The sequence below is a fragment of the Dyella sp. C9 genome, assembly GCF_003332825.1.
Lineage (GTDB): Bacteria > Pseudomonadota > Gammaproteobacteria > Xanthomonadales > Rhodanobacteraceae > Dyella.
The window spans coordinates 102,554-128,371 of record NZ_QIRF01000001.1; the positions used below are offsets into that span (position 1 = coordinate 102,554).

The window sequence follows — 25,818 nt, forward strand, 5'->3', positions numbered from 1 at the left end:
AGCCGACCGCAGGTGAGTCGGGGAATAGAGGCGAGGGCGTTTGACGCGCGCTCAGGCGTTCGCGCGCGGGCTCTGCGTTAGTGGGGGTGGGGCGCGAGCCAGGCGGCGCCTTGGAGCGGTCGCCGCGGCCCGACGACCCGACTCGGGAGCTATCGCCGGTGCGCCGGGCAGGACTGGGACGGTGAAGACGATCGTGCCGCCAAGCACCGTGCCGTGCGACACGAGCGCGCAGTAGGCGCAGGCGTCCATGGCGTCGGTGCCGGGGTGCGCGGCTGGGGAGTGTTCGTCGGCCTGCGCATGTTCGCCGCACATGTCCGCCATGGTGGCGTCCATGTTCGCCGCCATGGCGAGGCGAGAGATGCTTGGGGCAAACAGCAGCAGGCATGCCGCCCATAAGGCGAGCCAAGCGACGACGTTGCGTCGGGTGCCCGTGCGATGCATGCCGATCCCCACAAGAACTTTCGGCATGCTGCCATGAATCGCCGTGGCACAGGAGTGCACGCGCTGTGGCATATCGACACGCGCCTCGATCGGCGCGTGTCGATCACGGGTCTTACCTCAGTCGTTCGACGATGCGCGCGATGGCATAGGTCTGCTGTGACCACCAGCCTTCGCCGTAGCTGCGCTGCCCGCCTGCCGGCGGCGCCAGCTGGTCGCGAATGCCGGTGGGTTCCAGCGTGGCGTTCCACGATGCCGTGCCGAACAGCATGTCCCACCACGGCAGCAGCACGCCGAAGTTGCAGCCGTAACGCGTGCCTTCGTGGCCGTAGCCGATGGCATGGTGGCGACGATGGAACGCGGGGCTTACCAGCACGCGCTCCAGCACCGGGCCGAAGGGCAGGCGCGCATTCACGTGCTGCACGCTCTGCAGCAGGTTGCCCACGGCGGTGAGCATGACGTACTGGCCCGGTTCCACGCCAATGAACAGCGACAGCCCGGCGAAGAAGGCGGCCTGGATGACGGTGTCCAGCACGTGGTTGCGGTCGTCGCTCCACAGCGACATCTGGCGCTGGCTATGGTGCACGGCATGTAGCTCCCACCATACGCCGAAGCGGTGCTGCCAGCGGTGGTACCAGTAGCCGGCGAAGTCGAGCACGACCAGGTAGATCAGGAACGATGCCAGCGGCTGGTCGGTGACGCCCGGCCACAGCGCGTCCAGTTCGATATTGGGCACGTTGTGGATCGCCATCAGGCTTTGCAGATGGTCGAACACCGGTTGCAGCAGGAAGAAGAACGCGATGTTGAACACGCCGAGCTTGGCGATCCAGGTATAGATGACGTCCACGCGGGTTTCCCGGCGGTCGCGCCATGGCTCGGCCGGGATGAGCGCCTCCAGCGGGCGCAGCAACGCATACATCACCACGATCTGCAGCACGCCCACGATCACCCAGTACAGGGCGTCATAGGTATCCTCGTCGTAGCCCATCAGGCCCAGGCGGAACAGCAGCGGCTGCACGGCATCGACGTAGAGCAGCGTCTGCAGCGCCGCGATGCCGTCTTCCAGGTGATTGATGATTTCGTTGATCATGGCAAGGAGCGGTGCTCAGTCCGGATTGGGGCCAAGCACCGGCGCGCGATCGGCGAAATAGATGCCGTGCGGCGAACGGCCCACACGAATGGTGTCCACCAGCGTGTAGTTGCTCATGTCGATCACGCCGACATGCCGCGCGAAGCGGAACGTCACCCACAGGTAGCGCTTGTCGGCAGTCAGTTCCATGTCGTCCGGACCGGGCAGCAGGCCGGTGATGTCCCGCGTCTTGGTCAGGGCGACGTAGTCGATGATGCTGATGGTGTTGGACACGCGGTTGCTGGCCGCGACGTGGCGGCCGTCATCCAGCGAGCGGAAGTTGTGCGCGCCGCGGCCGGTCGGAATGCGCTTGACCACCTGGCGCTTGTGCCAGTCGACCACTGCCACGTCGTCCTCGCCGGTCATGCCCACCAGCAGGTACTTGTCGCCCGGCGTCATCCACAGGCCGGCTGGCGCATTGCCCACCGGCATGCGCCACGCAATCGTCTGCGTGGCCAGGTCGATTGCCGCCAGCTCGCCGGAGTCCTGCAGGGTGACGAACACCGTCTTGCCATCGGAGGAGAAATTGAGGTGGCTCGGCGTCTTGCCGATCGGGATGCGCTTGGCCAGCGCCATGGTGTGGCCGTCATAGCGATAGACGTCCACCCGGTTGAGGCGCAGCGCGGCGGTGACGAACCAGCGATGGTCGGGCGAAAAGCCGAGCTGGTAGGGGTCGTCCACGCCCTCCATGCGTCGCTGCAGCTGGCCGGTGCGTGGATCGATGAACAGCAGGCTGTTGGATACCGAGTTCGCCACGATCAGCGAGCTTCGATCGGGCGTGATCATCAGGTGATGCGGTTCCTTGCCGGTCGGCTGGGTGTCCACCACCTTGTGCGTGGTCGGGTCGATCAGGGTCAGCTGGGCCTCGGCGGAGTCCAGCACGATCACGCGCGTCGCGGCGGCGGCAACGCCCGAGCAGGCCATCAAGGCGCCCAGGAGCAGTACCTGTGCGCGGCGTCGGAGGGAAGGATTGGCAAAGCGGGAAAGTGGGTGCGTCATGGGCTTGCGGGATACGGCAGGAAAGGGGGCGCGTCAGTGCGCAGCGGTCGAATGGTTGGGGGCGTTGAGCAGTGACAGCGGCACGGCCTGCGCCATGGCGGCATAGCCGGCATCGCTGGGATGGATATGGTCGCCGCTGTCGTAGGAGGCGCGAAGGCTGCCTGGATGCGCGGGGTCGCGCAATGCGGCGTCGAAATCCACCACGCCGTCGGCCTCGCGGGTGTTGCGCATCCACTGGTTCACCGCCAGGCGCAGCGACTCGCGCGGGGCGGGCAGCGCGGCGGGTGTCAGCGTACCCAGCAGCACGCGCACGTGGTGCCGACGGGCCGTGTCGATGAGACGCCGGTAGCCGGCAATCAGCGCATCGGCATTCACGGCGGTATGCGGCTCGTCGCAGTCCAGTCCACGATGGGGCGGCATGGCGGCAAAGTTGATGTCGTTGATGCCGATCAGCACGATGACCGTGCGTACGCCCGGCTGCGCACTGAGCTCGCGCTCGAAGCGGCCCACCAGGCGCTCGCCATAGCAGGGCGAATCGGACAGCAGGCGGTTGCCGCTGATGCCGGCATTCAGTACGGCCGGCGCGTGCGCGTTGTTCTCGCCCAGGCGACGCGACAGTGCATCGGGCCAGCGCCGGTTGGTGCCTGGCGTGGAACGCATGCCGTCGGTGATGGAATCGCCGATGGCCAGCACGGCACCAGCAGGGGCCTGCGTCACCGCGAGCGAGTCGACCCAGGCGAACTGGGTGAAGTGCACGCGATAGGCATCAGCTGCGGTGTCCTGCGTGTGGTCGCCCGGCGCGGAAACGTAGCTGGTCTGGCTGGCCACGCGATGCCAGGCCTGCAGGCGCTGCCCCGCGCCGAGCAAGGTGCTGATGGCATAGGGCTGGTGGCTGGCGACCTTCAGCGGCAGGGGATCGCTGTCCGCCTCGCCGCCGGGTGGCAGGCGGAGCCGTGGCTGGCCACCGAAGGTGACCGCGACGCCGGCATCGGCGGTGGCCGCGTTACCGCCAGAGGCCCGCGCCACGCGCATCCGCTGGATATCGAGCGGCGTGGACGCGTAGTGGTTGCTCACGTGCAGCCGGATGCTGTCGCCGGCCAGGGTGGGGTACACGACTTGCCGCACGGTGCGGCCGGCCACGTCGGGCGCCTGGTAAAGCGGGGGCAGGGCTTCGCGCTGCGGAATGGACTGCAGCGAGGTCATCCATGCGGCGGTCCAGGCCCCCGCATCCTGGGCCTGGGCTACGCCGCATATCAGCGACAGCGCCGCCAGGTGCAGGCACCAGCGGGTTCTACGGGACAAAGACAACCCATCCAAGAGCATCAACCTTCAATCCAACAACGTGAAAGCATGCCTGCTGTTGCCTTTCCGCAGCCTGTACTGCGTGAAGACACCGAGCAAAATGATGACGTAGGTGCAGGCCCAGGCCTGGGTGAAAAGCAGGATCGCTGCCGGTTCGTGCATGGTGGCTCTCCTGTATCGGCTCAGTCGCCGGGGCCCAGTGCGCTGGCGGGGCGCACGGTGAAGACGGCCGTGACCGCGCTGCCGTCGGCGAATTCGAAGCGAAGCGGGATCTGCTCACCCACCTGCAGCGGCTGTACCGGCCCTTCGAGCATCAGGTGAAAACCACCCGGCGACAGCGCCACGCGGCCATGCGCGGGCACCACCAGTTCGTCGACCATGTCCATGCGGCTCATGCCGCCCTCGGTGCGGCTCCGGTGCAGCATGCTGTGCCGGAAACGGGGCGAGCTGACCTGCCGGAGCACTTCAGGCGCATCGCCGTCGTTCGCCAGTTCGGCATAGGCGCCGGCGGGCAAATCCCCCGGCAGCAGCCGGATCCATGCCTGGCTGACATGCACGTGGTCGGCGGTGCCGGCAAGGGCCTGGCTGGATACCGCCAGGGCCAGGCAGGCGGTAGTCAAGGCAACACGAAACAACATCACGATCTCCCCATCGTTGGTCATTGTGCAGCGTGCGGGTGGGTGGCAGGTGCCAGCCCAAGGAAGTGGTGGGCGCGCGGCAGGCGTCGCAACAGCAGTCGCTCGATGGGAAGCACCAGCAGCATCGACGCGCCCAGCAGCGGCAACAGCACACCGAGCGCGCACACCAGGCAGACGAAGGCCGGTGCATAGCGCGGCCGGTGCAGCGCCCCGGGCGCGCCCAGCGTGCCCTTCGGGCGTCGGCGCCACCACAGCACGGTGGCGCTGCATACCATGGTGATCAGGCCCAGCGCCGTGAGCGCACTCAGTATCTGGTTCAGTGGCGGAAACAGCACGCCCTCGTGCACGGCCACGCCGTAGCCGATCAGGCGGTCGAGCAGCGGCCGCTGGGCGAAATCCACGCGCTGGATCACCCGGCCCTGCACCGGGTCGAGGCTCAGGTCGGCGCGCAGCGGGCGGCTGTCGGCATCGGAGCGTGCCGACCACGTTGGCCGCTTGGCCGATGGCGGGGAAATGAGCACCGGCGATGCCATCTGCTGGGCGACCACGGCCGGCAGCAGGCGATCCAGTGCGGAGTAGTCGACGGGCGCGACAGGGTGCATGCCGGCGTCCTGCATTCCCTTCATGCCAGCCATGCCGGCCATGTCCGCATGCATGGCGTGCTCATCGGCCGGGGTGTTCGCGGTCGCGATCTGGCGACGCTCGTCGGCGCTGCCTATGGTCCAGTCCTGCACCACGGCGGCGTGCGCCATGTACTGCCGTGCATCGCGCAACAGGCCACCCCAGGATTTGGCCCACGGCAGGCCCGAGACCAGCAGGAACAGTGCAAACAGCGACACCCAGACGCCGGTGACGGCATGCAGGTCGCGCCAGAACACGCGTCCCCCGTGGGTCAGTCGCGGGTACAGCGTGCCGCCCGGGCGACCCGAGCGGGGCCACCACAGGTAGAGGCCGGTGAGCAGCAGCAGGATGGTCCACGAAGCGGCCAGTTCAACCAGCATGGAACCTGCGGTCCCCAGCATCAGTTCGCCATGCAGGTAGAAGATGACGCGCATGAACCGATCGTTCTCGCGCACCACGTGCAGCACGCGCAGGCTGGCCGGATCGAGGTAGACACGGGTGAGCTCGCCGCCTTGCCCCACCAGGATGCGCGTGGCCGCGTGGGGCGACGCAGGCAGTTCGTAGGCATTGAGCACGGTGCCGGGCACGGCAGCCAGCGCCGCGGCGACCTGCGCCGATGCGGGCTGGGCCGGCGCATCGGTGACGTGTGCATAACTGCGGTCCAGCCACGGCTCCACCTGCGGACGGAACAGGTAGATCAGGCCGGTGCAGGCCAGCCAGAGTACGAACGGCAGGCAGAACACGCCGGCGTAGAAATGCCAGCGCCACAACAGGCGATAGGCATCGCGCTGGCGCGTGCCTCCGACGCGGGGGGCACTCATGGGCGCACCCTCGACGGCGCGGACCGCGTGGCGGGAGCCGCCTCGCGCAGGGAAACGAATGTCATCGGCAATGATCCGAACGTTGCGCCGGGTGATGGGCGCGACTTGCGCGGGCACCTGAGGTGCGGGCGCGTGGCTTGCGTCCCTTGCAGGGGACGCTGCGGATCAGGCCAGCGGTGGACCGCGCGAGTGGAGCGTCAGCGGCGTGGGCGGCGGGGCAGGTGCGGTAGCGGCCGGCAACGCCAGCGACGCGGGAGCCAGCGCATGGATGGCTACGCCGAAGGTGGATGCCAGGGCCGGGCCGTGGCCAAGCAGCACGCAGTAGTCGCAGGCATCGCCGGTGACGGACTGTTCCGGCGTCGCCGGCTGGCCGTGCGGGCGATCCAGGCCGTGCCCGGTGCACCAGGCGCCCAGGTCGGGCGCCGCAGACATGGCCAGCAGGGTGCGCGAAACCGTGGGCGCAAAAAGCAGCAGCCCGATGGCGACCAGGGCCAGCCAGGCAGCGAACCGACGGCGGGGGCTTCTGCGGTGCAAGAGGGATTCCGGGCTGGCAAGTCTGGACCAGGCTTCAGGGATCATGCCACAACTGCCCCGCTTGCCGCAGGGCTGCGGCTTTCCCGCGGCGAGACGCCTCATGGCCAGGAAGCCTCGGGCGTCGGTGGCGCATCCTGCGGAAACAGGGCCAGCCGCAGGCCCACCAGGTCGAGCAGGGCTTCGCGTTCGCCGGCGCCCTGCCACGGTGCGCCGCTGGCCATGGCCTGGTCCAGCGTGCGCAGCGTATCGGCGGGTGGCCGCTCGCCCGTGGCATGCCCGGCGATGGCTTCCAGCACCGTGCCCAGCAGCCCCCGGTGATGGCCATCCATGCGCGCAAAACAATTCTGCAGCCCGAGCGTGTTGAGCGCGGCGCGCAGGTCGCCGAGCGCCAGTCCGCCCGCTGCCTCGGTCGACTCATTGCTCATGCGGATCGCCACCGCCTCGAAACGGTCGAGCATGCGGTCGAGCACTTCGTCGTGTTCTTCCGCACGGCGGCCGGCGGCGATGCGGGCCAGGTCGCGGCGATCCGCCTTGTTGAGTCGCGCGATGCGCTGGCGATCGCTCACCGAACGCATGACCAGGGTGACGCCCAGCGTGCAGCCGATGCCGAGCACCGTGGCGAGGCCGTTGTTGGCGAACTTCACGAAGTCGGCGTTGCTGCTCTCCTGCAGGCTCATCGACGGGAAGATGCCGATCAGCAACGGCGTCAGCCATGGCGCGATGCTGGCGTTGCCCAGGAAGGCCGCGGCGGGAATGAAGAACAGGCCCAGGCAATACGCCAGCAGGGGAAAGCCGTCGATCATGGGAAACACGCCGAACAGGAACACCCCGGCCACCACCACCGATATCGCATTGCCAATGAGGAAGGTGCCGATGGCGGGGGCAGGGTCGTCCATGTGCGCAAAGATGCTGCCGGCCACCGCCGCCATCATCACCGCGACGCTGCCCGACGGCCACGCGCTGTAGCGCCAGAACGTGCACACGGCCACCAGGCTGATCGCCACCGCGAGGCATGACAGCATCACCAGCAAGGGATCCAGGTGCCCGCGACGCCCACGCTGTGTCGGCGGTGCGGGGCCGCTGGCCGGTACGCCCTGGGCGAGATCGATGCAGTCCCGCCAGCGCCGCACCAGTTCGAGGCCACGATCGCAGAGTCCGGCGTAGATGAGATGGCCCCAGTCGGCGTATTGCGATTGCGCGGCCAGTTCGGCTTCCAGTTTCTGCAGCAGCGGCGCCGGGCCCACCTGCGAGGATGGTCGTCCGTCGGGCATGCTCGCCACCAGCCAGCCGCCGATCTCGTTCACCAGTGGCTCGGCCTGCTGGTACAGCGCGGGCGCGTGCTCGCCGAGGTTGGCCAGTCGCGCCGTCACCGAGGTCATCAGCAGCCCGCAGCGGCGCACCTGGCTGCGCAGCACCTGCATGTCGGACAACAGCCGGGTGTCGGCGCGCTCGTAGCGGGCCTGGTCGACGATCTGGTCGATCGCGCCCACATGCGAGGCGAACCGGCGCCACTCGGCCGGCGAGGGATGCGCCTTGTGCGCGTGGCCCAGCGTGGCCTGGGCCAGCGCGACCAGGTCGCGCATCCACGCGTTGATGGCCGCATGCAGGGTGGGGTTGACGCTGCGCGCCAGGAAGACACTGTGCAGCAGGTGGCTGCAAACGATGCCAAGGCCGATCTCTTCCACGCGCGCCACTGCGGTGTCCCAGATCGCGGCTGGGGTGTCCACCGCCGGAAAGCCGACGATGGCCGCGGTATACCCGGCCAGCATGAAGGCATAGCCGCGCAGCCCGCCTTCGAGCAGCGAACCGGCCAGGCAGAGGGCGATCCATGCCGTCATCGTGATGATCAGCAAGGGAGGCGCGTCGATCAGGTTGGGAATGACCGCCACTGCCACGGCGGCGCCGCACAGCGTGCCGACCAGCCGCCACAGCGCCTTCGCATTGAGTGCGCCGGAGGTGCGCTGCGACACGATGTAGACCGTGGCCGCGGCCCAGTAGGGCCGGTCCAGGTTGGCGGCGAAGGCGATGTACAGCGCCAGCATGGCCGCCGCGAAGGTGACCAAGGCAAAGGACCAGTCTTGTCGCGAGGGCAGGTGCATCGGGCAATCAGGCCATGGCGCTGCACGGACCAGGGACGGTGCGGTGGCCCGAGCTTACTTGCCATGGCGTGATGCCCGCAGATGCACGGCCGACGCAGCGGCGAGCCGTGCACGGGGCGACCTAGATGGTGGTGATGCCCAGCGCGCCGCGGGTGTGTGCGCGCATGGCCGCCTTGATCTTCTCGCGCCGCTTGCCGTCGGCATCGGACCAGCCGAGCCGCTCCAGCGTGGTGCTGTGGAAGGGCTGGACCGCGGACAGCTGCCCGAGGATCAGGCCGGTGCGCAGCCGCACTTCGTCGCCGGGCTCGCAGCCGAGCACTTGCGCGACCAGGCGCGTGGCGATGTCGGCGATGGGGCTGGACAGGTGTTCGCGCATCACTGCAGAGGCGGGACTGTCCTCGGTGCGGGTGCGCGCCGAGAAACGGGCGCGTTCCGGCGTGGCCTTGGAGAACAGCGAGGCATCGACCAGGGCATCGAGCAGGTCGCACAGGGTGGTCAGCGCCGCCTCGGGCGGTGCCTGGCGTGACAGCGAGCTGGCCAGCTCCAGCGGCGCATGCAGCAGCTGCATGGCCTGCTCGACGATGTACTCGCCGCACGCACGGCTCAGGCCTTCCTTGCTGTCGAAGTAGTACTGCAGGGCCGGCGGGCGCACGCCGGCCTCCTGCGCGATCTTCCGGGTGGAGGCGCGTTCGTAGCCTTCCTCGCCGAACACCTTGAGCGCCGCCTCGATCAGGCGTGCGCGCTGTTCTTCCCCACGCGCGTAGCCGCCCGAGCTGGGGCGGCGGCGGGGAGTGCTCACGTTATCGGATGACAAGAGGGGCTCCTTGGCAACAAATCTTCCACTTGACAGACATCTTCCGTTTGGAAGACTTTAGCGCACCTCGATGCGCCGGCCCAGATCATGCCCCAAGCCCAACCCAACGCCTCCGATACCCCGAATCCGCCGGCTGCGCCGAAGTCGCGCCGTGCGCGCGTGATCCTGCTGGTGGTCGGAGGCGTGGCCCTGGTGATGGCGGCCTGCTGGGGCGTGGCCTGGTGGACCCATGGCCGCTTCGTGCAGAGCACCAACGATGCCTACCTCAAGGCCGACCAGGTGGCCGTGGCGCCCAAGGTGCAGGGTTATATCGCGGCGGTGCTGGTGGGCGACAACCAGGATGTGGTGGCCGGCCAGCCGTTGGTGCGCATCGACGCCAGCAACTATCAGTCCTCGCTCGACCAGCAGCTGGCCGCGCTGGATGCGCGCAAGGCGGACGTGCGCACGGCCGAGCGCCAGATCGCGCAGCAGGAGGCCGCCATCGAGCAGGCCCGCGCGCAGTGGGACGGCTCGCGCGCCAACGCAGCCTATGCGTCGAAGGAGGCCGAGCGCTTCAAGGGCCTGAGCGCACAGGGCGTGGAAACCGCCGAGAAGGCTGCCGATGCGCGCAACCAACAGGAGCAGGCCAGCTCGAAGGAACAGGCCAATGCGGCCGCGCTGCACCAGGCCGAACGCCAGCTCGATACGCTCAAGGCCCAGGCCGAGCAGGCACGCGCCCAACTGGAAGCGGCGCAGGCGCAGGTATCTACCGCGCGCATCAATCTTGGCGACACGCTGATTCGCGCCAGTTTCGCCGGCCGCATCGGCGACCGCACGGTGCAGGTGGGCCAGTTCGTGCAACCGGGCACGCGCCTGATGTCGGTGGTGCCGATGAACGAGGTGTACCTGGTCGCCAACTTCAAGGAAACACAGGTGGCCGACATGCATGCCGGGCAGCCGGCGAAGATCAAGGTCGACGCGCTGGGCGGCCGCGCCATCGACGGCGTGGTGGACAGTTTCTCGCCCGGCACCGGCGCGCAGTTCGCGCTGATTCCCGCGCAGAACGCCACCGGCAACTTCACCAAGATCGTGCAGCGCGTGCCGGTACGCATCCGCGTGATCATTCCCGATGACCTCAAGGGCCGCCTGCTGCCGGGCTACTCGGTCACGGTGGACGTGGACACCAAGGCGGCGCAGGCGAGCCGGTCGTGACCGACCATCACGAGAAGGCCACCACGCAGGACTGGGTTGCCGTGATCGGCGGCGCCCTCGGTGCGCTGATCGCCTCGCTCGACATCTCCATCGTCAACTCCGCGTTGCCGCGCATCCAGGGTGAGATCGGGGCCAGCGGCACCGAGGGCACCTGGATCTCCACCGGCTACCTGGTGAGCGAGGTGGTGATGATCCCGCTCACTGCCTGGCTCTCGCGCGTGTTCGGGCAGCGTGCGCTGCTGCTCGGTTGCGCCACCATGTTCACGCTGTTCTCCATGCTGTGCGGCATCAGTCATTCGCTGGAGAGCATGGTGCTGGGGCGCGTCGGGCAGGGCTTCTTCGGCGGCGCGCTGATTCCCGCTGCACAGACCATCATCCGCACGCGCCTGCCGGCGCGGCAGCTGCCGGTGGGCATGTCGATCTTCGGTCTCATCGTGCTGCTGGGCCCGCTGGTCGGCCCGGTGGTGGGCGGCTGGCTGACCGAGAGCGTGGGCTGGCAGTGGTGCTTCTTCCTCAATCTGCCCATCGCCATTGCGCTGGTGACCCTGCTGCTGCTTGGCCTTCCCAAGGAGAAGATGGACATCGCCCAGCTGCTCGAAGCCGACTGGCTGGGCATCATCGGCATGACCGCGGGCCTGAGTTGCCTCACCGTGGTGCTGGAAGAGGGCCAGCGCGAGCGCTGGTTCGAGTCGCCCATCATCGTGTGGCTCACGGTGATTTCCGCCATCGGCTTCGTGCTGTTGGCGATCGCGCAGAAAACCAGCGCGCGCCCGGTGCTCAAGCTCAAGCTGATGCTCAACCGCTCGTACGCGGCGGTAATCGTCATCGTGGTGGCGGTGGGCATGGCGCTGTACGGCATTCTCTACGTCATCCCGCAGTTCCTGGCCGGCATTTCCGGCTACGACGCGGAGCAGTCCGGGCGCGTGCTGTTCCTCTCGGGCATTCCCGCCATCATGCTGATGCCGGTGCTGCCCAGGCTGCTGCGCCTGAACATGCGCGTGATGGTGATCATCGGCCTGCTGTGCTTTGCCGTGAGCTGCTTCATGGACGTGGGCCTCACGGCGCAATCAGCCGGCGAGGCCTTCGTGTGGTCGCAGCTGTTGCGTGGCGTCGGGCAGATCCTGGCCTTCATGCCGCTCAACCAGGCATCGGTGGGCTCGGTGAGCCGCGAGGACGCCGCCGATGCGGCCGGCCTCTACAACATGGCGCGAAACCTCGGCGGCTCGCTGGGCCTCGCCTTGCTGGGCGTGTTCATCGATCGCCAGGTGACGCAGCACGTGCAGTCGATCGGCGAGTCGATCACCGCGAACTCCGCCACCGGCCAGGACTACTTGGCGGCGATGGCGGCCAACGTGGCGACGCAAACCGGGGTCGATGCCGCGGCCGCGCATACGGTGGCGGTGGCGCAGCTGGCCAGCGCCATCCAGGAGCAGGCCACGGTGATCACCTATACCAACTGCTTCTGGTTCCTGGGCGTGGCCATGGTGGCCATGATTCCCCTGACTTTCCTGCTGCGCACCCGGCCTGCCGGTGCGGCGGCCTCGCAGATGGCCCATTGACGTGCCCGCCATGAACAACGCAATCCGCCCCCGAATGGCTGCCCTGGCGATCGCCACCTCGCTGCTCACCGGTTGCATGGTGGGCCCCAACTACAAGGGTGCGCCCGACGTGGCCGGCGCGGCCTCGCAGCAGGCGTTCCATCGCGCTGATGCGCTTTCCACCGCCGCACCCGCGGCGTCGTGGTGGAAGGCGCTGGACGACGCACAGCTCGATCGGCTGATCGATGACGCTTTCGGCGCCAGCCCCGACCTGCAGGTGGCCGAGGCCAAGCTGCAGCAGTCGCGCGCCAGCCTGAAGAAGTCGCGCGCGGGCCTGCTGCCCAGCACGGGTTCCAGCGCCCTGTACATGCAGAGCAAGGGCCTCACCACGGCATTGGGCGGCTCGCAGGAGTCTGGTTCGGAAGGATCATCCTCGAGTGCTTCGGACACCATGTCGTTCTACGACGTGGGCTTCGATGCCACCTGGGAGATCGACCTGTTCGGCGGGCAGCGCCGCGCCGTGCAGGGCGCACGTGCGCGCGAGGCTTCGGCCATCGCATCGCTGCAGGATGCGCACGTGTCGCTGGCGGCGGAAGTGGCCGACGCCTATGTCACCTTGCGCGAACTGCAGGGCCGCGTCGAACTGGCCCAGCAGAACATCCGCGTGCAGAGCCAGATGCTGGCCCTGGAGCAGGCGCGCCGGGCTGGCGGTACCGCCACCGATCTCGACGTGGAACGCCTGGGCCACCAGCTGGAGTCCACGCGCGCGCAGGCGATTCCGCTGCAGGCACAGATCGCCGAGCAACTCGATCGCCTGGCCATCCTCACCGGTCGCCTGCCGGGGCAGCTCGATGCCGCGCTCGCCAGCACGATGGCCGTGCCCTTGCCGCCGGTGCGGGTCGATGTGGGTGATCCCGCGTCAATGCTGCGTCGCCGGCCTGACGTGCGCGAGGCCGAGCAGAGCCTGATCGAGAAGAACGCGCTGGTGGGGCAACGCACCGCCGACCTGTTTCCCAAGGTGGAGCTGCTGGGCACGGTGGGCTACGGCGCCACCGAACCCGGGCAATTGTTCAAGGGCGACAGCCTGACCTATATCGCGGTGCCGCTGCTGCAATGGAGTCCGTTCGACTTCGGCCGTACCCGCGCGGGCATCAACGAAGCGAAGGGCGAGTATGCCGAGGCGCTCGCCAGCTACCGGAAGACGGTGCTGGGCGCCTTGCAGGATGCCGAAACCTCGCTGGCCCGTTTCGGCCACCAGCGTGAGAGCGTAGTGAGCCTTGCCGGCGTGCTGGCTTCGGCGGAGCGCACCTCGACGATGACCCAGCTGCGCGCTCAGGGCGGCACCGCCACCACGCTGGACCAGCTGGATGTCGAGCGGCAGCGCGTCTCCGCCCAGTCGGATCTGCTGCAGGCCAAGGCACAGCTGACGCGTGACTACATTGCGTTGCAGAAGAGCCTCGGCCTCGGCTGGGCCGAACCGGGCTGACGTTCGCGCGCAGGCTGGGTCGGATGTCCTTGGACAAGGGGCTTTCCACCCGGCGGCGGCCGGGGCGCCATGCGTTGCCGATGCCGTGGACGTTTCTCCTGGCATGTCCACGGCAAGGCCACGATGGACACATGGCGCGCGGGACCGGCGTTGGTGGGCTCAGCGTTGGCGAGGCGTGCGCGAGGCGCTTGGGCGTGAAGGGCGCTTGTCTCCCTTTGCCCCGCCATGCGGGCGACCCGCGTCGGCGATGGCGTGATCGCGGCGTACCGCCTCGAGCCCCGCCAGCGCAAACGTGTGCAGATGGTCCACCAGCACCGGCCCTGGCATCTGCGCGATGTCGCCCAGCGGGCCGGGGACGCCCTTGCGCGCGACCAGCAGCATGCCGCAGGGCGCGGCAATGCTGATCAGGCAGCGGGTGAGCGCCGGATCCTCGGCGGGGATGCCCGAGACATCACTCAGGATTTGCCTCACCACCTGTATCTTGGGCAGCACTTCCTTCTGCAGCAGGGTCCTGAGATGGGACGAGGGCGCGAGGATTTCCCTGGCCAGTACACGGATGTTCCAGCCACTGTCGCCCTGCGCGCGCTCCACCAGGCGCTCGAAGATCCTGCGCAGCTTGTCGCTGGCCGACATCCCGCTGTCGGCCAGCGCACGCAGGTCCACCAGGCTGATCAGTTGCCGGTGGGCCTCGGCCAGCACGGCCTGGTAAAGACCGCTGCGATTGCCGAAGTGATAGTTGATCGACGCCAGGTCGACCTCGGCGCGGGCGGCAATCGCCTTGCTGGTGGCCTCGGCATAGCCCTCGGCAGCGAACAGCTCGCCGGCGGCTTCCAGGATGCGCTGGCGCGTGACTTCTCCGTCCGTACGGACGGCGCGGCGGGGCTTGCTCATGCGTGGATCTCTGATCTTGTCGGTTTGCCGACCGGTCGATGATGCGGTATACATAGTTTAAACTCAATTTAAAGTAACCACGCCGCCCGGCGTGGTTGGCGTTTTCCGATCCCTTGCGGAAGCTGTCCCATGAAGAAGCCGCTCATTGCAGCGCTGGTCGTCGTCCTGCTTGCCGCGGTGGCGGGCGTGTTCTGGTGGCACAGCCGCGGTGCCCTTGACCCGAACCACCTCGTGCTGGACGGCAACGTCGACATCCGGCAGATCTCGCTGGCCTTCGACGGCAGTGGCAGGGTGCTGCAGCTGCGTGCGGAGGAGGGCGACCGGGTCAAGGCCGGCCAGGTGCTGGGCCTGCTCGATACGCGAACGCTGGCGCTGGAGGCGGCACAGGCCCGGGCGCAGATCGAGGTGCAGCAGCAGAACCTGCTGCGCCTCCAGCATGGTTCACGTCCGCAGGAGCTGGCGCAGGCGAAGAGTCGCCTCGCCGCCGCGCAGGCCACTGCCGCCAAGGCGGCACGGGATCTGGCCCGCCTGGAGGACATCGCTGCGAAGACACAAGGCCATGGCGTGAGTCCGCAGGATCTGGACAGCGCCCGGAGCAACGCGCAGGTCACCCGCGCGCAGGCCGAGGAGCAACAGCAGGCCCTGCGTCTTACCGAGTTGGGACCGCGCGAGGAGGACATCGCCGGTGCAGACGCGCAACTGAAGTCCTCGCAGGCGCAGCTGGCGGTGCTGGAGCACGAGATCGACCTGGGTGTGCTGGTCGCTCCGGCCGATGCGGTCGTTCGATCGCGCCTGCTGGAGCCGGGCGACATGGCCACGCCGCAGCGGCCCGTGTTCGCGCTGGCACTGGTGCAACCCAAATGGGTACGCGTCTACGTCAGCGAGACGCAGCTCGGCAAGGTGAAGCCGGGCATGGCTGCCACCGTCACCACCGACACCTATCCTGATCATCCCGTCGTTGGCCAGGTGGGTTATATCTCCTCGGTGGCCGAGTTCACGCCCAAGAACGTGCAGACCGAGGAGTTGCGCACCAGCCTGCTCTACGAGGTGCGCGTGGTGGTGCAGGATGCCGACAACCGATTGCGCCTGGGGCAGCCGGCCACCGTGCGCTTGGATCTCGGCTCGGTGAAATGACCGAAGCCGCTGCCACCATCGTCGCCGAAGGCCTGCGCAAGGTCTTTCCCGGGCCCGGCGGCAAGCCGGTGCACGCGTTGGACGGCGTATCGCTCACGGTTCGCGCAGGCGAGCTGACCGCGCTGGTGGGGCCCGATGGCGCCGGCAAGAGCACCTTGCTGCGCATGGTCGCCGGCATCCTCGCGCCGGACGAGGGACGCCTGCAGGTGCTGGGCATGGATGCGGCGAAGGATGCGCAGGGCATCCAGGACCGCATCAGCTACATGCCGCAGCGTTTCGGCCTGTACGAGGACCTCAGCGTGCAGGAGAACCTGGATCTCTACGCCGACCTGCACGGCGTGAGCCAGGAACAGCGCCAGCAACGCTTCCAACGCCTGCTGGCCATGACGGACCTGGCGCGCTTCACCAGCCGTCCGGCGGGCAAGCTCTCCGGCGGCATGAAGCAGAAGCTGGGCCTGGCCTGCACCCTGGTGCGCTCGCCCGACCTGCTGGTGCTGGATGAACCCAGCGTGGGCGTCGATCCGCTGTCGCGCAGGGACCTGTGGGAGATCGTGCAGCAACTGGTCGACGACGAGCAGTTGAGCGTGATCGTCAGCACGGCCTACATGGATGAAGCCGAACGCTGCGCGCAGGTGTTCGTGATGCACCAGGGCAAGGTGCTGGCCGATGGCACGCCCGCGGCGTTGCGCGAACGGGCGCGCGGCCTCACCGGCATCGTGACGCCGCCGGATGGCGTGCCGGCGCGCGACCTTCAGGCGCGGCTGATCGACGCCACCGAGCTGATCGTCGATGCCGTGCCCAGTGGCGGCAGCGTGCGTTTCATCCGCCAGCCCGACGCCGCCCCGGGCAAACTCGCCGAACTGCTCCAAGGCCTTCCGGCGCATGGCCGGCCGGAAGAACTGGAAGACGCCTTCATGCTGCTGCTGCGGCAACACCACGCCGAGCAGGAGGATGCGCCGCCCGCGTCGGATCTCATGCCCCCCAAGGCCGTCTTGCGGTCGAGAGACGAGAAACCCGTGATCATCGTGCGCGACCTGGTGCGCCGCTTCGGTGACTTCACCGCGGTAGCCAGTACCTCGTTCGACGTGCGGCGTGGGGAGATCTTCGGCCTGCTGGGACCCAACGGCGCCGGCAAGACCACTACCTTCCGCATGCTGTGCGGGTTGCTGCCGGCGACCAGCGGCCACCTGGAAGTGGCAGGCCTGGATTTGCGCACCGCGCGTGCGCAGGCCCGTGGACGCATCGGCTACGTGTCGCAGAAGTTCGCCCTGTACGGCAACCTCAGCGTGCACGAGAACCTGCAGTTCTTCGGCGGCGCCTACGGGCTCAGGGGCACCGCGCTGCGTGCACGCATCAAGGCCGTGCAATCACAGTTCCAGCTCGATCCGGTCGCTGTCAGCGGCGACATGCCGGGTGGCTACAAGCAGCGCCTGGCCATGGCGGTCGGCCTGCTGCACGAGCCGGACATCCTGTTCCTGGACGAACCCACCAGTGGCATCGATCCGCTGGCCCGTCGCTCGTTCTGGCGCACCATCACCGCGCTGGTGCAGGGCGGAGTCACCGTGGTGATCACCACGCACTTCATGGAAGAGGCGGAATACTGCGATCGCATCGCCATCCAGGATGCGGGTCGCGTGCTGGCGCTGGGCACGCCGAAGGAAGTGCGTGAGCAGGCCGGCACGGCGCACGGAGGCGACATGAACAGCGCCTTCATCGCCATCGTCGAGCAGGCGCGTGCCCAGGGCCATCAATCCGGTGCGGAGAAGGTGGCATGAGCCGCTCGGGCTTCGCGCAGCGCATGCTCGCCCTGACCCGCAAGGAAGTCAGGCAGATGCTGCGCGACCGCAGCAACCTGGCGGTAGGCCTGCTGTTGCCGATCGCGCTGATCCTGCTGTTCGGCTACGGCCTGTCACTGGATGTGGAGCACTCGCCCGTGGCGGTGGTGATGGAAGACACCTCGCCCACGGCGCGCGAAGTCTTCACGGCCTTCCAGGGCACCATGTACATCGACCCCAGCTGGGCCGGCAGCATGCAGGAGGCGGAGCGTCGCATGCTGGCGGGCGACCTCGATGCGATCGTGCGCGTACCGGTGGACTTCTCCCGTCGCGCGGCCCAGGGCGACGCCACCGTGCAGTTGGTGCTCAACGGCGTCAATTCCACCACGGCCACCTCGGTCGAGGGCTACGTCGGAGGCGCGCTGGCCAACCAGGCACTCAAGCAGTCCGATCGCATGGGCGACAAGCCCGATGGCGGTGGTGTGGTGCTGCAACAGCGCATGTGGTTCAACGAGGCCGGCATCAGCACCTGGTATCTGGTCCCCGGCTTGCTCGTGCTGATCATGACCCTGACCGGTGCCTTCCTCACTTCGTTGCTGATCGCCCGCGAGTGGGAGCGCGGCACGCTCGAATCGCTGTTCGTCACGCCGGTGCGGCCGCTGGAGCTGGTGCTTTCCAAGCTCGCGCCCTACGTCGCGATCGGCCTGATCGACATGGCTATGTGCCTGGTGGCGGCGCGATGGCTGTTCGAGGTGCCCATCCGCGGCTCGTTGCTGTTGATCGTGCTGGCCTCGTTCCTGTACCTGGTGGTGTCGCTGGCGATGGGGCTTTTCATCTCCGGCGTCACCCGCAACCAGTTCCAGGCCAGCCAGATGGCACTGCTGACCAGCTTCATGCCGGCGATGATGCTCTCGGGTTTCGTGTTCGACCTGCGCAACGTGCCGGTGGTCATCCGCTACATCGGTGAGGTGCTGCCGGCCACGCATTTCATGAACCTGATCAAGACGCTGTTCCTCGCCGGAAACAACGCGGCCCAGGTGCTGCAGGAGTGCGGCATCCTGCTGGTGTACGGCGTGGTGCTGGTGTTCGCGGCGAAACGCACGCTGCGCAAGACGCTGGATCGATGACATGGGCAAGCTGATCGCCTTCCTCGCACAAGTGGGCTCGCTCTGCCGCAAGGAGCTGCTGGCGCTGCTCAAGGAGCCGTCCAGCCGGGCGATCCTGTTTGCGCCGGCGTTGCTGCAGTCGCTGCTGTTCGGCTATGGCGCCACCTACGACCTCAACCACGTGCCGTATGCCGTGCTCGACCAGAGTCGCGGCGCTGCGTCCATCGAACTGCTGGCGCGCCTGGACGGCACGGGCGTGTTCGAGCGCAAGCACACCCTGGTCTCGCCGCGGCAGATCGCCGAGGTCATCGACGACAACGAGGCCCTGATGGTGCTCAGCATTCCCGCGGATTTCGAACGCAGGCTGGCCTCCGGGCAACAGGCGCCGCTGCAGGTCATCCTGGACGGTCGAAACTCCACCACGGCCGGTACCGCCGGTGCGTACATGGGTTCCATCGTGGCCTCGTACAACCAATCGCTGGGCAATGCATCGGGCGGCGTGACGGTGGAGCGGCGCTCCTGGTTCAACCCGAATCTGGAGGCGCGCTGGAACATCATGCCCGCGCTCATCGCGGCGTTGAGCATGCTGCAGACCCTGTTGATCGCGGCGCTGTCGGTGGCGCGCGAGCGGGAGCAGGGCACCTTCGACCAGTTGCTGGTCACGCCGCTTACGCCCATGCAGATCCTGATCGGCAAGGCCTTGCCGGCGATCGCGGTAGGCCTGGTGCAATCGACCCTGATTTTCCTGGTGATCCGCTTCTGGTTCCACATCCCGCTGATGGGTTCGGTGTGGCTGCTGTACCTGGGGCTGTTCACCTTCACCGGCGCATCGGTTGGCATCGGCCTGTCCATCTCCGCGCTGTCGCTGACCATGCAGCAGGCCATGCTGTACACGTTTTTCCTGATCATGCCGCTGATGCTGTTGTCGGGCCTGCTCACCCCGGTGCGCAACATGCCCGAAGTGCTGCAGGTGGCCACCTATGTGAACCCCTTGCGGTTCGGCATGAGCATCGTGCGCAGGGTCTACCTGGAAGGCGCCGGGCTGGCCGACGTCGCCACCGATTTCATCCCGCTGCTGGTCATTGCGGCCGTCACGCTGCCGCTGGCGGCGTGGCTGTTCCGCCATCGTCTTTCCTGACGTCGAGGCTTTCGTCATGAGCACTCTTCCGTTTTCACCCCTTGCCGGCCGAACGCTCGGAAGCCTCGCCTGTGCGTTGTCGATCGTCCTGGCTGGCTGTGCCGTCGGTCCGGATTTCATGGCGCCCAAGTCAGCGGCACCGGCCGACTGGTCGAGCTGGCATGGCGGCGACCCGAGTCTGGCGGCGCCGGTCGACAGCCAGGCACCGTTGCAGGCGGACTGGTGGACGGCCTTCCACGACCCGGTGCTGGACAGCCTGGAGGCGCGTGCGTTTGCCGCCAGTCCCGACCTGGAGAAGGCGGCGCTGCACTTTGCGCAGTCGCGTGTGCAGCGCAGCACCGTGGCGGCGCAGGGCTGGCCCAGCGTCAACCTCAGCGCAGGCGAGAATCGCCAGCGTATCAGCGAGTACAGCGCGAGCACGCGTATCGCCAAGGGCCTGGGCCCGGAGGAGACAGCGTTGATCGACCTGCTCAGCCAGCCCTTCAACGACTATCAAGCGGGTTTTGATGCGTCGTGGGAACTGGACCTGTGGGGCAAGGTGCGCCGCTCCATCGAAGCCGCGGACGCGGACGTGGCCCAGCAAGCCGCGCTGCTGGACCAGGCCCGGCTGAGTGTGGCCAGCGACGTGGCGCGTCGCTATTTTCAGTTGCGCACCGCGCAGCGCCAGATCCAGTTGACCCGCGATGATATCGACGCGCTGGCGCAGCGCCTGAACCTGATCGAGGTGCGGGTGAATGCGGGCGTGCTCGACCACGTGGACCTGGCGCAGCAGCGCGCCGAGTTGTCAGGCCTGCAGGCGCAGTTGCCCGGTCTGCTGGCGGAGGCGGGCACCTACGAAAACCAGATCACGCTGTTGCTCGGCGAGCGGCCGGGCGCGCTGCATGAAGCGTTGCAGCCGGTCGTCGACGACCGCCGCAGCACGCTGCCCGACCTTTCCGCAGGTATTCCGTCGGAGGTGGCCGGGCGACGCCCGGACATCCGCGCCGCCGAACAGCAGCTGCGCAGCGCAACGGCCAGCATTGGCGTGGCCAAGGCGGATCTTTATCCCAGCGTGAGCATCGGCGCGCAGTTCGGCTACGAGTCCTACCTGAGCGGGGAGTTCGGTGACTGGGCCAGTCGCACCTGGTCGATCGGTCCATCGCTCAACCTGCCGCTGTTCGACCATGGCCGACGGAAAAGCGTGGTGCAGTTGCGGGAACTGCAGCAGCAGGAAGCGGCGGTCGACTATCACCGCATCGTGCTGCAGGCATGGCAGGAGATCGATGACGCGCTGAGCGGGTACGCGTCGTATCGCCAGGCCACCGACAAGTTGATGCAGCGCGTGCATAGTGCCGACGAGGCGTACCAGCTCATCCAGGTCAAATACGACGCCGGCACGGTGGACATGCTCAGCCTGCTCGACAGCCACCGCACCTACCTGCAGGCCCGTCGTGACCTGGTGTCCAGCCAGGGACAGCTGGACATCCAGTTCGTCGCCGTCAACAAGGCCGTGGGCAACGTGCCCGATGTGCCCGCCAAGGTGGCCGACGCAGGGCCGTGATCAGCGGCGGTGGAAGGGCAGGCGACAAGGCGCCTGCAGCGTCATCACGCCGTCGCGCTCAGGCCCACCGAGTGGGACGACAGCGAAGGCAGGAAGCTGGGAATGCCGCCACCGGAGAACAGGTTGCCCTTGAGCGCGCCGTGGGAGACGTGGCTGCCGTTGGTGGACGTGTTGGTGCCATCGAGCACGGCCTGGTTGCTCTTCTGGAAGACCAGGAAGCTTAGCGCCGAGTTCACGCCCTGGTGGAAGTTGATCGGCGCGCCATGGGACGTGACGTAGCTGGCGTGGGGATCCACGCTCTGCAGCATGGCCTCGCTGGCGCCCTGGAACATGCTCATGAAACTGAAGCTGTGGTCGGCCAGTGCCGAAACCTTGTCGGTATCCGACGGGGACAGGGACTGACCGCCTGCATCGGCCCATAGGCCGTAGCTGGTGGTGGCATCGTCATGGAATACCTGCACTGCATCGACCAGCCCCTGGTTCGCGTTGAGGGTCTTTTCCAGCCACGCCTTGTCGCTGTCGCCCAGCGAGGAGGAGACCACCTTGATGGCACCGTGGTCGGACTGGAAGTCGAACGAGGCCGTGGCCAGGTCGGGCCTGTCCTGGATGGTCGTCTGCATGCTGGGCACGAGCGCAGCGGCAACCTTCTGCAAGTCGCCGGCGAGCCCCGCAACCATACCCAGCGATTTCAACGCGCTGGCCAGCGAAGCGCTTTGCGCGGCCGGCGCCGCCTGCTGCACGGTGACGTTGGTCGCGTTGATGGTCGAAGTAGATGAGTTGAGCGCAGCCGAGCCAAGCGAAGTGGTCTGCGCAGCGATGCCGACGGCGGCGGTCGCGTTGATGGCGAGAGACATGTTCATTCCTTTGATGCCGGTCCTCTCCTTGCTGTCGGCCACCTCGGCGCCGACTTGAGCCGGGCGGGCTGCTTGCATCCAGGCTGGAACGGTTCGCCGCAGCCAGCGCACGGTCCACCGCATCCGCTCTGGTTGGCACCGCGCAAGGTGGGCCTAATGGCGACATCCACGTCGCCAAGGAATCGCCCGGTGAAGCCCAGGTTGCTGTTCGCCCTCGCGCTGGCCACGCCATCGCACGCAGGGGAGCGCAACGCCGATACGCATGCCGCCGAGCGGGCGCAGATCCAGCAGCTGGTCGATCGGTTCCGCCAGGCCATCCTCGACAAGGACGGCGATGCCATGAGCGGCATGTTCATGCCGGGCGGCTCCTGGTTGCAGGGGCTGGACCAGGCGTCGCTGGATGCCGTGCGCGCCAGGAAGCCGGAGGCCCGGCAGTTCTCGCCGGGCAGCTACACGCAGTTCGCGGGGTTCGTGGGAACAGCCGACCGAAAGATCGAGGAGGTCTTCGACAACGTGCGCATCGAGACCGACGGGACCGTGGGTACGGTTTATTTCGATTACCGCTTCCTGGTCGATGGCAAGGCGACCAACCACGGCGTGGAGACCTGGCAGGTCGTGCATGCCGATGGTGCATGGAAGATCAGCGCCATGCTGTATTCCGTCATACTGGATGACATCCACTGACCAACCCACTACGTTTGGCCGCGCCGTTGCCTACGGGGGCGGCATCACGGGTATCTCCATGACACGTCCTTCCTTGCCCGCGCAGCGCCAGGGCCTGCCGCTGCGGGTGTCCCTGCTGGCTGCGCTGCCCATTGCCTTGTGCATGGCGGTGCTGGCCCTGCCCGAACTCGGTCGTGCCTACGCAGGCATCTACCGGGCGTTCTACGCGGCGTGCTTTCTTTGCTGGGTGTTGCCGTTGAGCCTGCTGCAGCGCCACTTGTGGCGCCGCGCCGTGCCGGCGCGCATCAGCGTGCCGTTGCTGTTGCTGGCCACCTATGTGCCCTCGGCCATCAACAGTGCCGTGGCGCTGGCCGCCGCCGTGCACTGGAAGCTGGTGGCCAGCTTCGAGTTTCGCCGCGTCTTCGTCGGGCTGGATGGCTGCTGGCTGGCGTTGATCGCCTTTTGCGCTGCCCACGCGCTGCTGCAGCACTACGACGCCCTGCAGCATGCGCGCCAGCGCGAGGCACAGGCCGTGGCGCTGGCGCGCGAAGCGGAGCTGCGTGCATTGCAGTACCAGCTTCACCCGCATTTCCTGTTCAACACGCTCAACAGCATTTCCTCGCTGGTGGCCAGCGGCAGGGGCGACGACGCCACCCGCATGATCGCCCGGCTGGGTGACCTGCTGCGCGCCACGCTCGCACGCAGCGACCAGCACGAGGTGACGCTGGCCCAGGAGCTGTCGCTGATCGAACACTATCTGGACATCGAAAAGGCCCGACTTGGCACCCGCCTGCATGTCAGGCTGAGCATCGGACCAGGCCTGCTGCAGGCCCGGATACCGCCCTTGCTGTTGCAGCCCCTGGTCGAGAACGCGATTCGCCATGGCATTGCACTGCGCCCCGACGGCGGCACGCTGCAGTTGGAGATGGAAGGGAAGGGGGAGGAGTGGGTCATCGCACTGGGCAACGATGGGGTGCCGCCGTCTGCGGACGGGAAGGGCGAGTCGTCGACCGCCATTGGCCTGGCCAATGTCAGGCAGCGCCTGGAGACGCTCTATCCGGGCAGGCATCGGTTGGTGTTTGCCGTGGACGCCGAGGGGGCGTGCACGGTCCGGCTCACGCTTCCGCTCAAGTTGGGCACGCATGACCTGCCACGGGAGGCCCCGGTCGCATGATGCGCGTGATGGTGGTGGATGACGAACCGCTGGCGCGCGATGGCGTGCGGAGCCGGCTGGCGGCGCACGGTGACCTGCGGTGGGTGGGCGAAGCCGGCGACGGGCAGGCGGCCATGCAGGCCATGGATGGATTGAAACCCGATCTGGTGTTCATGGATGTGCAGATGCCCGGCCTGAGCGGCATCGAGGCGTTGCGCAGCATTGCGCCGGAACGCAGGCCGCTCGCGATCCTGCTGACGGCCTACGAGGAGTTCGCGGTGGATGCATTCGCGCTACCCGCGCTGGACTACCTGCTCAAGCCCATCGACGACCAGCGCTTTCGCGAGGCCCTGGATCGCGCGCGCACCGCCATGCAACCTCGCCGGCCCACGCCGCCGGCGGCATGGGCCGAGCGCTTCAGCGTGCGGTTGGGGCTGCGGACGGTGGTGGTCGAGGCCGATGACATCGACTGGATCGAGGCCCATGACGACTATGCCGGCCTGCATGTGGGCACGCAGCTGTACCTGCTGCGCGAGCCGCTGCACCAGCTGAGCCTGCGACTGGATCCCCGCCGCTTCCTGCGCATTCACCGTTCTGCCATCGTGCGACTGGACCGCGTGGCCGAACTGGAAGCCTTGCCCAATCGCGACTGCATGTTGCGCCTGAAGAACGGCACGCCCTTGCGTGCCAGTCGCACCTACATCGACCCGCTGCGAGCGGCCCTTGCCGCACGCTGACTCCACCTATCGACACTACGCCATGCGCCTTCCCGGTCTCGATCTGCTTCGCTCCGTCGCCATTGTCTGGGTGATGCTGTTCCACTCGTATCTCGTCGGCGGTGTCGGCGATCATCTCGCCGGTGCGGAGCGCTACGGCTGGATGGGCGTGGACCTGTTCTTCGTGCTCAGCGGCTTCCTGATTGGCGTGCAGGTGTTGCGGCCGCTTGCCGCCGGCGGGTCGCTCGATCTCCTGGCCTTCTATCGCAGGCGGGCATTTCGCATCCTGCCGGCGTTCTTCGTGGTGTTCGCGTTGTATGTGCTGTGGCCGGCATGGCGCGAGACGCCCGGCATGCAGCCGTGGTGGCAGTTCCCCACCTTCACCTTCAACCTGCTGTACGACCAGCCGGACAACTACGCCTTCTCCCATGTCTGGTCCTTGTGCGTGGAGGAACACTTCTATCTTTTGTTTCCCTTCGCGGCGTTGTCGATGTTGCGCAGGCCCTCGGCGCGTCGCTTTGGCATGCTGTGTGGCCTGATCGTAGTCGGCGGCATGGTGCTGCGCGCCGGGTTGTGGCTGCACTACTACCAGCCGGCGCAGGCCCGCGACGACGGCACATCGGGATTGATGTTCCTGCGCTACATCTACTACCCGACATGGTCGCGCCTGGATGGCTTGTTGGCCGGTGTTGCATTGGCGGTGTGCGCGGTTTTCCGCCCGGCATGGCTGGCCCGGGTGCAGCGGCATGGGCATCTCGTGCTTTTGCTGGGGCTGGCCCTGCTTGCCGCTGCCATCGCGCTGTTCACCCAGCGCGCCGGATTCGCCGCCACCGTGGTCGGTTACCCACTGCTGTCGCTGGCCCTGATGGCCATTGTGGCAGCCGCGAGCGGTGGGTCCTCGTGGCTGGCGCGCGTAAGTGTTCCCGGCACTGGTTGGCTGGCTGGCGTCTCCTACAGCCTGTACCTGTGCCACAAGGGTGTCTTTCATCTGGTAAAGCTTGCCTGGGCCGAGCGTCTCCAGCAGCACGGCCTCATGCTGTTCGCGGCGTATGCGCTGGCTACGCTGGCGGGCGGTGCGCTGCTGCATGGCCTGGTGGAGCGTCCGTTCCTGCGCTGGCGCGACCTTGGCCGGCAGAGGTCGGCCCCGCTCGCGGCGGGGGCGAACGTGCCCGGCTAGCCGCTGGAACGACGGGCGGCGGTTCTCTTGGTACGGCGCGCGGTCATGCCGCCTGCGGACG

General features: G+C 67.6%; 24 protein-coding genes. 12 read left to right on the forward strand and 12 right to left on the reverse strand.

Annotated features, from left to right (window positions below):
• Nucleotides 1-51 precede the first annotated feature (51 nt).
• The 10 genes from DVU99_RS00505 to DVU99_RS00545 form a co-directional block, all read right to left on the reverse strand.
• Nucleotides 52-468 (reverse strand): DUF2946 family protein, encoded by a 417-nt coding sequence (locus tag DVU99_RS00505; RefSeq protein WP_157971310.1) that lies wholly within the window; start codon nucleotides 466-468, stop codon nucleotides 52-54.
• 85 nt (nucleotides 469-553) lie between these two features.
• Nucleotides 554-1,528 (reverse strand): sterol desaturase family protein, encoded by a 975-nt coding sequence (locus tag DVU99_RS00510; protein ID WP_114238251.1) that lies wholly within the window; start codon nucleotides 1,526-1,528, stop codon nucleotides 554-556.
• Between the two features lie 15 nt (nucleotides 1,529-1,543).
• Nucleotides 1,544-2,566, reverse strand: coding sequence for a YncE family protein (locus DVU99_RS00515; protein WP_114238252.1), 1,023 nt, complete (start codon nucleotides 2,564-2,566; stop codon nucleotides 1,544-1,546).
• Between the two features lie 33 nt (nucleotides 2,567-2,599).
• Nucleotides 2,600-3,868, reverse strand: coding sequence for an SGNH/GDSL hydrolase family protein (locus tag DVU99_RS00520; protein WP_198670138.1), 1,269 nt, complete (start codon nucleotides 3,866-3,868; stop codon nucleotides 2,600-2,602).
• Between the two features lie 27 nt (nucleotides 3,869-3,895).
• Nucleotides 3,896-4,030 carry a hypothetical protein gene (locus DVU99_RS20215; protein WP_255412899.1) on the reverse strand — a complete coding sequence of 45 codons (135 nt, stop codon included), beginning with the start codon at nucleotides 4,028-4,030 and terminating at the stop codon, nucleotides 3,896-3,898.
• 20 nt (nucleotides 4,031-4,050) lie between these two features.
• Nucleotides 4,051-4,506 (reverse strand): copper chaperone PCu(A)C, encoded by a 456-nt coding sequence (locus DVU99_RS00525; RefSeq protein WP_114238585.1) that lies wholly within the window; start codon nucleotides 4,504-4,506, stop codon nucleotides 4,051-4,053.
• Nucleotides 4,507-4,526: 20 nt separating this feature from the next.
• The gene (locus DVU99_RS00530) at nucleotides 4,527-5,948 is read right to left on the reverse strand and encodes a PepSY domain-containing protein (RefSeq protein ID WP_114238254.1); all 1,422 of its coding nucleotides are present in this window, start codon (nucleotides 5,946-5,948) and stop codon (nucleotides 4,527-4,529) included.
• A 165-nt stretch (nucleotides 5,949-6,113) separates the two neighbouring features.
• Nucleotides 6,114-6,482: a DUF2946 family protein gene (locus DVU99_RS00535; RefSeq protein ID WP_157971311.1), complete on the reverse strand. Its 369-nt coding sequence runs from the start codon at nucleotides 6,480-6,482 to the stop codon at nucleotides 6,114-6,116.
• Between the two features lie 98 nt (nucleotides 6,483-6,580).
• The gene (locus DVU99_RS00540; protein WP_114238256.1) at nucleotides 6,581-8,581 is read right to left on the reverse strand and encodes an FUSC family protein; all 2,001 of its coding nucleotides are present in this window, start codon (nucleotides 8,579-8,581) and stop codon (nucleotides 6,581-6,583) included.
• Nucleotides 8,582-8,702: 121 nt separating this feature from the next.
• On the reverse strand, nucleotides 8,703-9,395 hold the full coding sequence (locus DVU99_RS00545) for a CerR family C-terminal domain-containing protein (protein WP_114238257.1): 693 nt from the start codon (nucleotides 9,393-9,395) through the stop codon (nucleotides 8,703-8,705).
• 87 nt (nucleotides 9,396-9,482) lie between these two features.
• On the opposite strand from DVU99_RS00545, the gene DVU99_RS00550 reads away from it, so the two are divergent.
• The 3 genes from DVU99_RS00550 to DVU99_RS00560 are packed head-to-tail and all read left to right on the forward strand — an operon-like array spanning nucleotide 9,483 to nucleotide 13,610.
• Nucleotides 9,483-10,586 carry an HlyD family secretion protein gene (locus DVU99_RS00550; protein ID WP_114238258.1) on the forward strand — a complete coding sequence of 368 codons (1,104 nt, stop codon included), beginning with the start codon at nucleotides 9,483-9,485 and terminating at the stop codon, nucleotides 10,584-10,586.
• Nucleotides 10,583-12,145 (forward strand): DHA2 family efflux MFS transporter permease subunit, encoded by a 1,563-nt coding sequence (locus tag DVU99_RS00555; protein WP_114238259.1) that lies wholly within the window; start codon nucleotides 10,583-10,585, stop codon nucleotides 12,143-12,145. Before DVU99_RS00550 ends, DVU99_RS00555 begins: the two co-directional genes overlap by 4 nt.
• Nucleotides 12,146-12,155: 10 nt before the next feature.
• Nucleotides 12,156-13,610 (forward strand): efflux transporter outer membrane subunit, encoded by a 1,455-nt coding sequence (locus DVU99_RS00560; RefSeq protein ID WP_114238260.1) that lies wholly within the window; start codon nucleotides 12,156-12,158, stop codon nucleotides 13,608-13,610.
• A gap of 159 nt (nucleotides 13,611-13,769) precedes the next feature.
• On the opposite strand, the gene DVU99_RS00565 is transcribed toward DVU99_RS00560, so the two are convergent.
• Nucleotides 13,770-14,501 (reverse strand): TetR/AcrR family transcriptional regulator, encoded by a 732-nt coding sequence (locus DVU99_RS00565; protein WP_114238586.1) that lies wholly within the window; start codon nucleotides 14,499-14,501, stop codon nucleotides 13,770-13,772.
• 129 nt (nucleotides 14,502-14,630) lie between these two features.
• Between DVU99_RS00565 and DVU99_RS00570 the strand changes: the two genes are divergently transcribed.
• Genes DVU99_RS00570 through DVU99_RS00590 form a run of 5 tightly spaced genes read left to right on the forward strand, consistent with a single transcriptional unit; the run spans nucleotide 14,631 to nucleotide 21,194 of the window.
• Entirely contained in the window at nucleotides 14,631-15,635 is a 1,005-nt protein-coding gene (locus DVU99_RS00570; RefSeq protein ID WP_114238261.1) for an HlyD family efflux transporter periplasmic adaptor subunit, read from the forward strand.
• Nucleotides 15,632-17,410: an ATP-binding cassette domain-containing protein gene (locus DVU99_RS00575; protein ID WP_114238262.1), complete on the forward strand. Its 1,779-nt coding sequence runs from the start codon at nucleotides 15,632-15,634 to the stop codon at nucleotides 17,408-17,410. The genes DVU99_RS00570 and DVU99_RS00575 overlap by 4 nt, the downstream gene beginning before the upstream one ends.
• The gene (locus DVU99_RS00580) at nucleotides 17,407-18,537 is read left to right on the forward strand and encodes an ABC transporter permease (RefSeq protein WP_114238263.1); all 1,131 of its coding nucleotides are present in this window, start codon (nucleotides 17,407-17,409) and stop codon (nucleotides 18,535-18,537) included. Before DVU99_RS00575 ends, DVU99_RS00580 begins: the two co-directional genes overlap by 4 nt.
• Nucleotide 18,538: 1 nt before the next feature.
• Nucleotides 18,539-19,654 carry an ABC transporter permease gene (locus DVU99_RS00585; protein ID WP_114238264.1) on the forward strand — a complete coding sequence of 372 codons (1,116 nt, stop codon included), beginning with the start codon at nucleotides 18,539-18,541 and terminating at the stop codon, nucleotides 19,652-19,654.
• 16 nt (nucleotides 19,655-19,670) lie between these two features.
• The gene (locus tag DVU99_RS00590; protein WP_114238265.1) at nucleotides 19,671-21,194 is read left to right on the forward strand and encodes an efflux transporter outer membrane subunit; all 1,524 of its coding nucleotides are present in this window, start codon (nucleotides 19,671-19,673) and stop codon (nucleotides 21,192-21,194) included.
• 44 nt (nucleotides 21,195-21,238) lie between these two features.
• On the opposite strand, the gene DVU99_RS00595 is transcribed toward DVU99_RS00590, so the two are convergent.
• Entirely contained in the window at nucleotides 21,239-22,048 is an 810-nt protein-coding gene (locus DVU99_RS00595) for a hypothetical protein (RefSeq protein ID WP_157971312.1), read from the reverse strand.
• Nucleotides 22,049-22,237: 189 nt separating this feature from the next.
• On the opposite strand from DVU99_RS00595, the gene DVU99_RS19630 reads away from it, so the two are divergent.
• Genes DVU99_RS19630 through DVU99_RS00610 form a run of 4 tightly spaced genes read left to right on the forward strand, consistent with a single transcriptional unit; the run spans nucleotide 22,238 to nucleotide 25,757 of the window.
• Nucleotides 22,238-22,732, forward strand: a complete 495-nt coding sequence (locus DVU99_RS19630; RefSeq protein WP_157971313.1) for a nuclear transport factor 2 family protein — start codon at nucleotides 22,238-22,240, stop codon at nucleotides 22,730-22,732.
• A gap of 58 nt (nucleotides 22,733-22,790) precedes the next feature.
• Nucleotides 22,791-23,885: a sensor histidine kinase gene (locus DVU99_RS00600; RefSeq protein ID WP_157971314.1), complete on the forward strand. Its 1,095-nt coding sequence runs from the start codon at nucleotides 22,791-22,793 to the stop codon at nucleotides 23,883-23,885.
• Nucleotides 23,882-24,601, forward strand: a complete 720-nt coding sequence (locus DVU99_RS00605; RefSeq protein WP_114238268.1) for a LytTR family DNA-binding domain-containing protein — start codon at nucleotides 23,882-23,884, stop codon at nucleotides 24,599-24,601. The genes DVU99_RS00600 and DVU99_RS00605 overlap by 4 nt, the downstream gene beginning before the upstream one ends.
• Before the next feature lie 22 nt (nucleotides 24,602-24,623).
• Nucleotides 24,624-25,757 (forward strand): acyltransferase, encoded by a 1,134-nt coding sequence (locus tag DVU99_RS00610; RefSeq protein WP_114238269.1) that lies wholly within the window; start codon nucleotides 24,624-24,626, stop codon nucleotides 25,755-25,757.
• Nucleotides 25,758-25,818 lie beyond the last annotated feature (61 nt).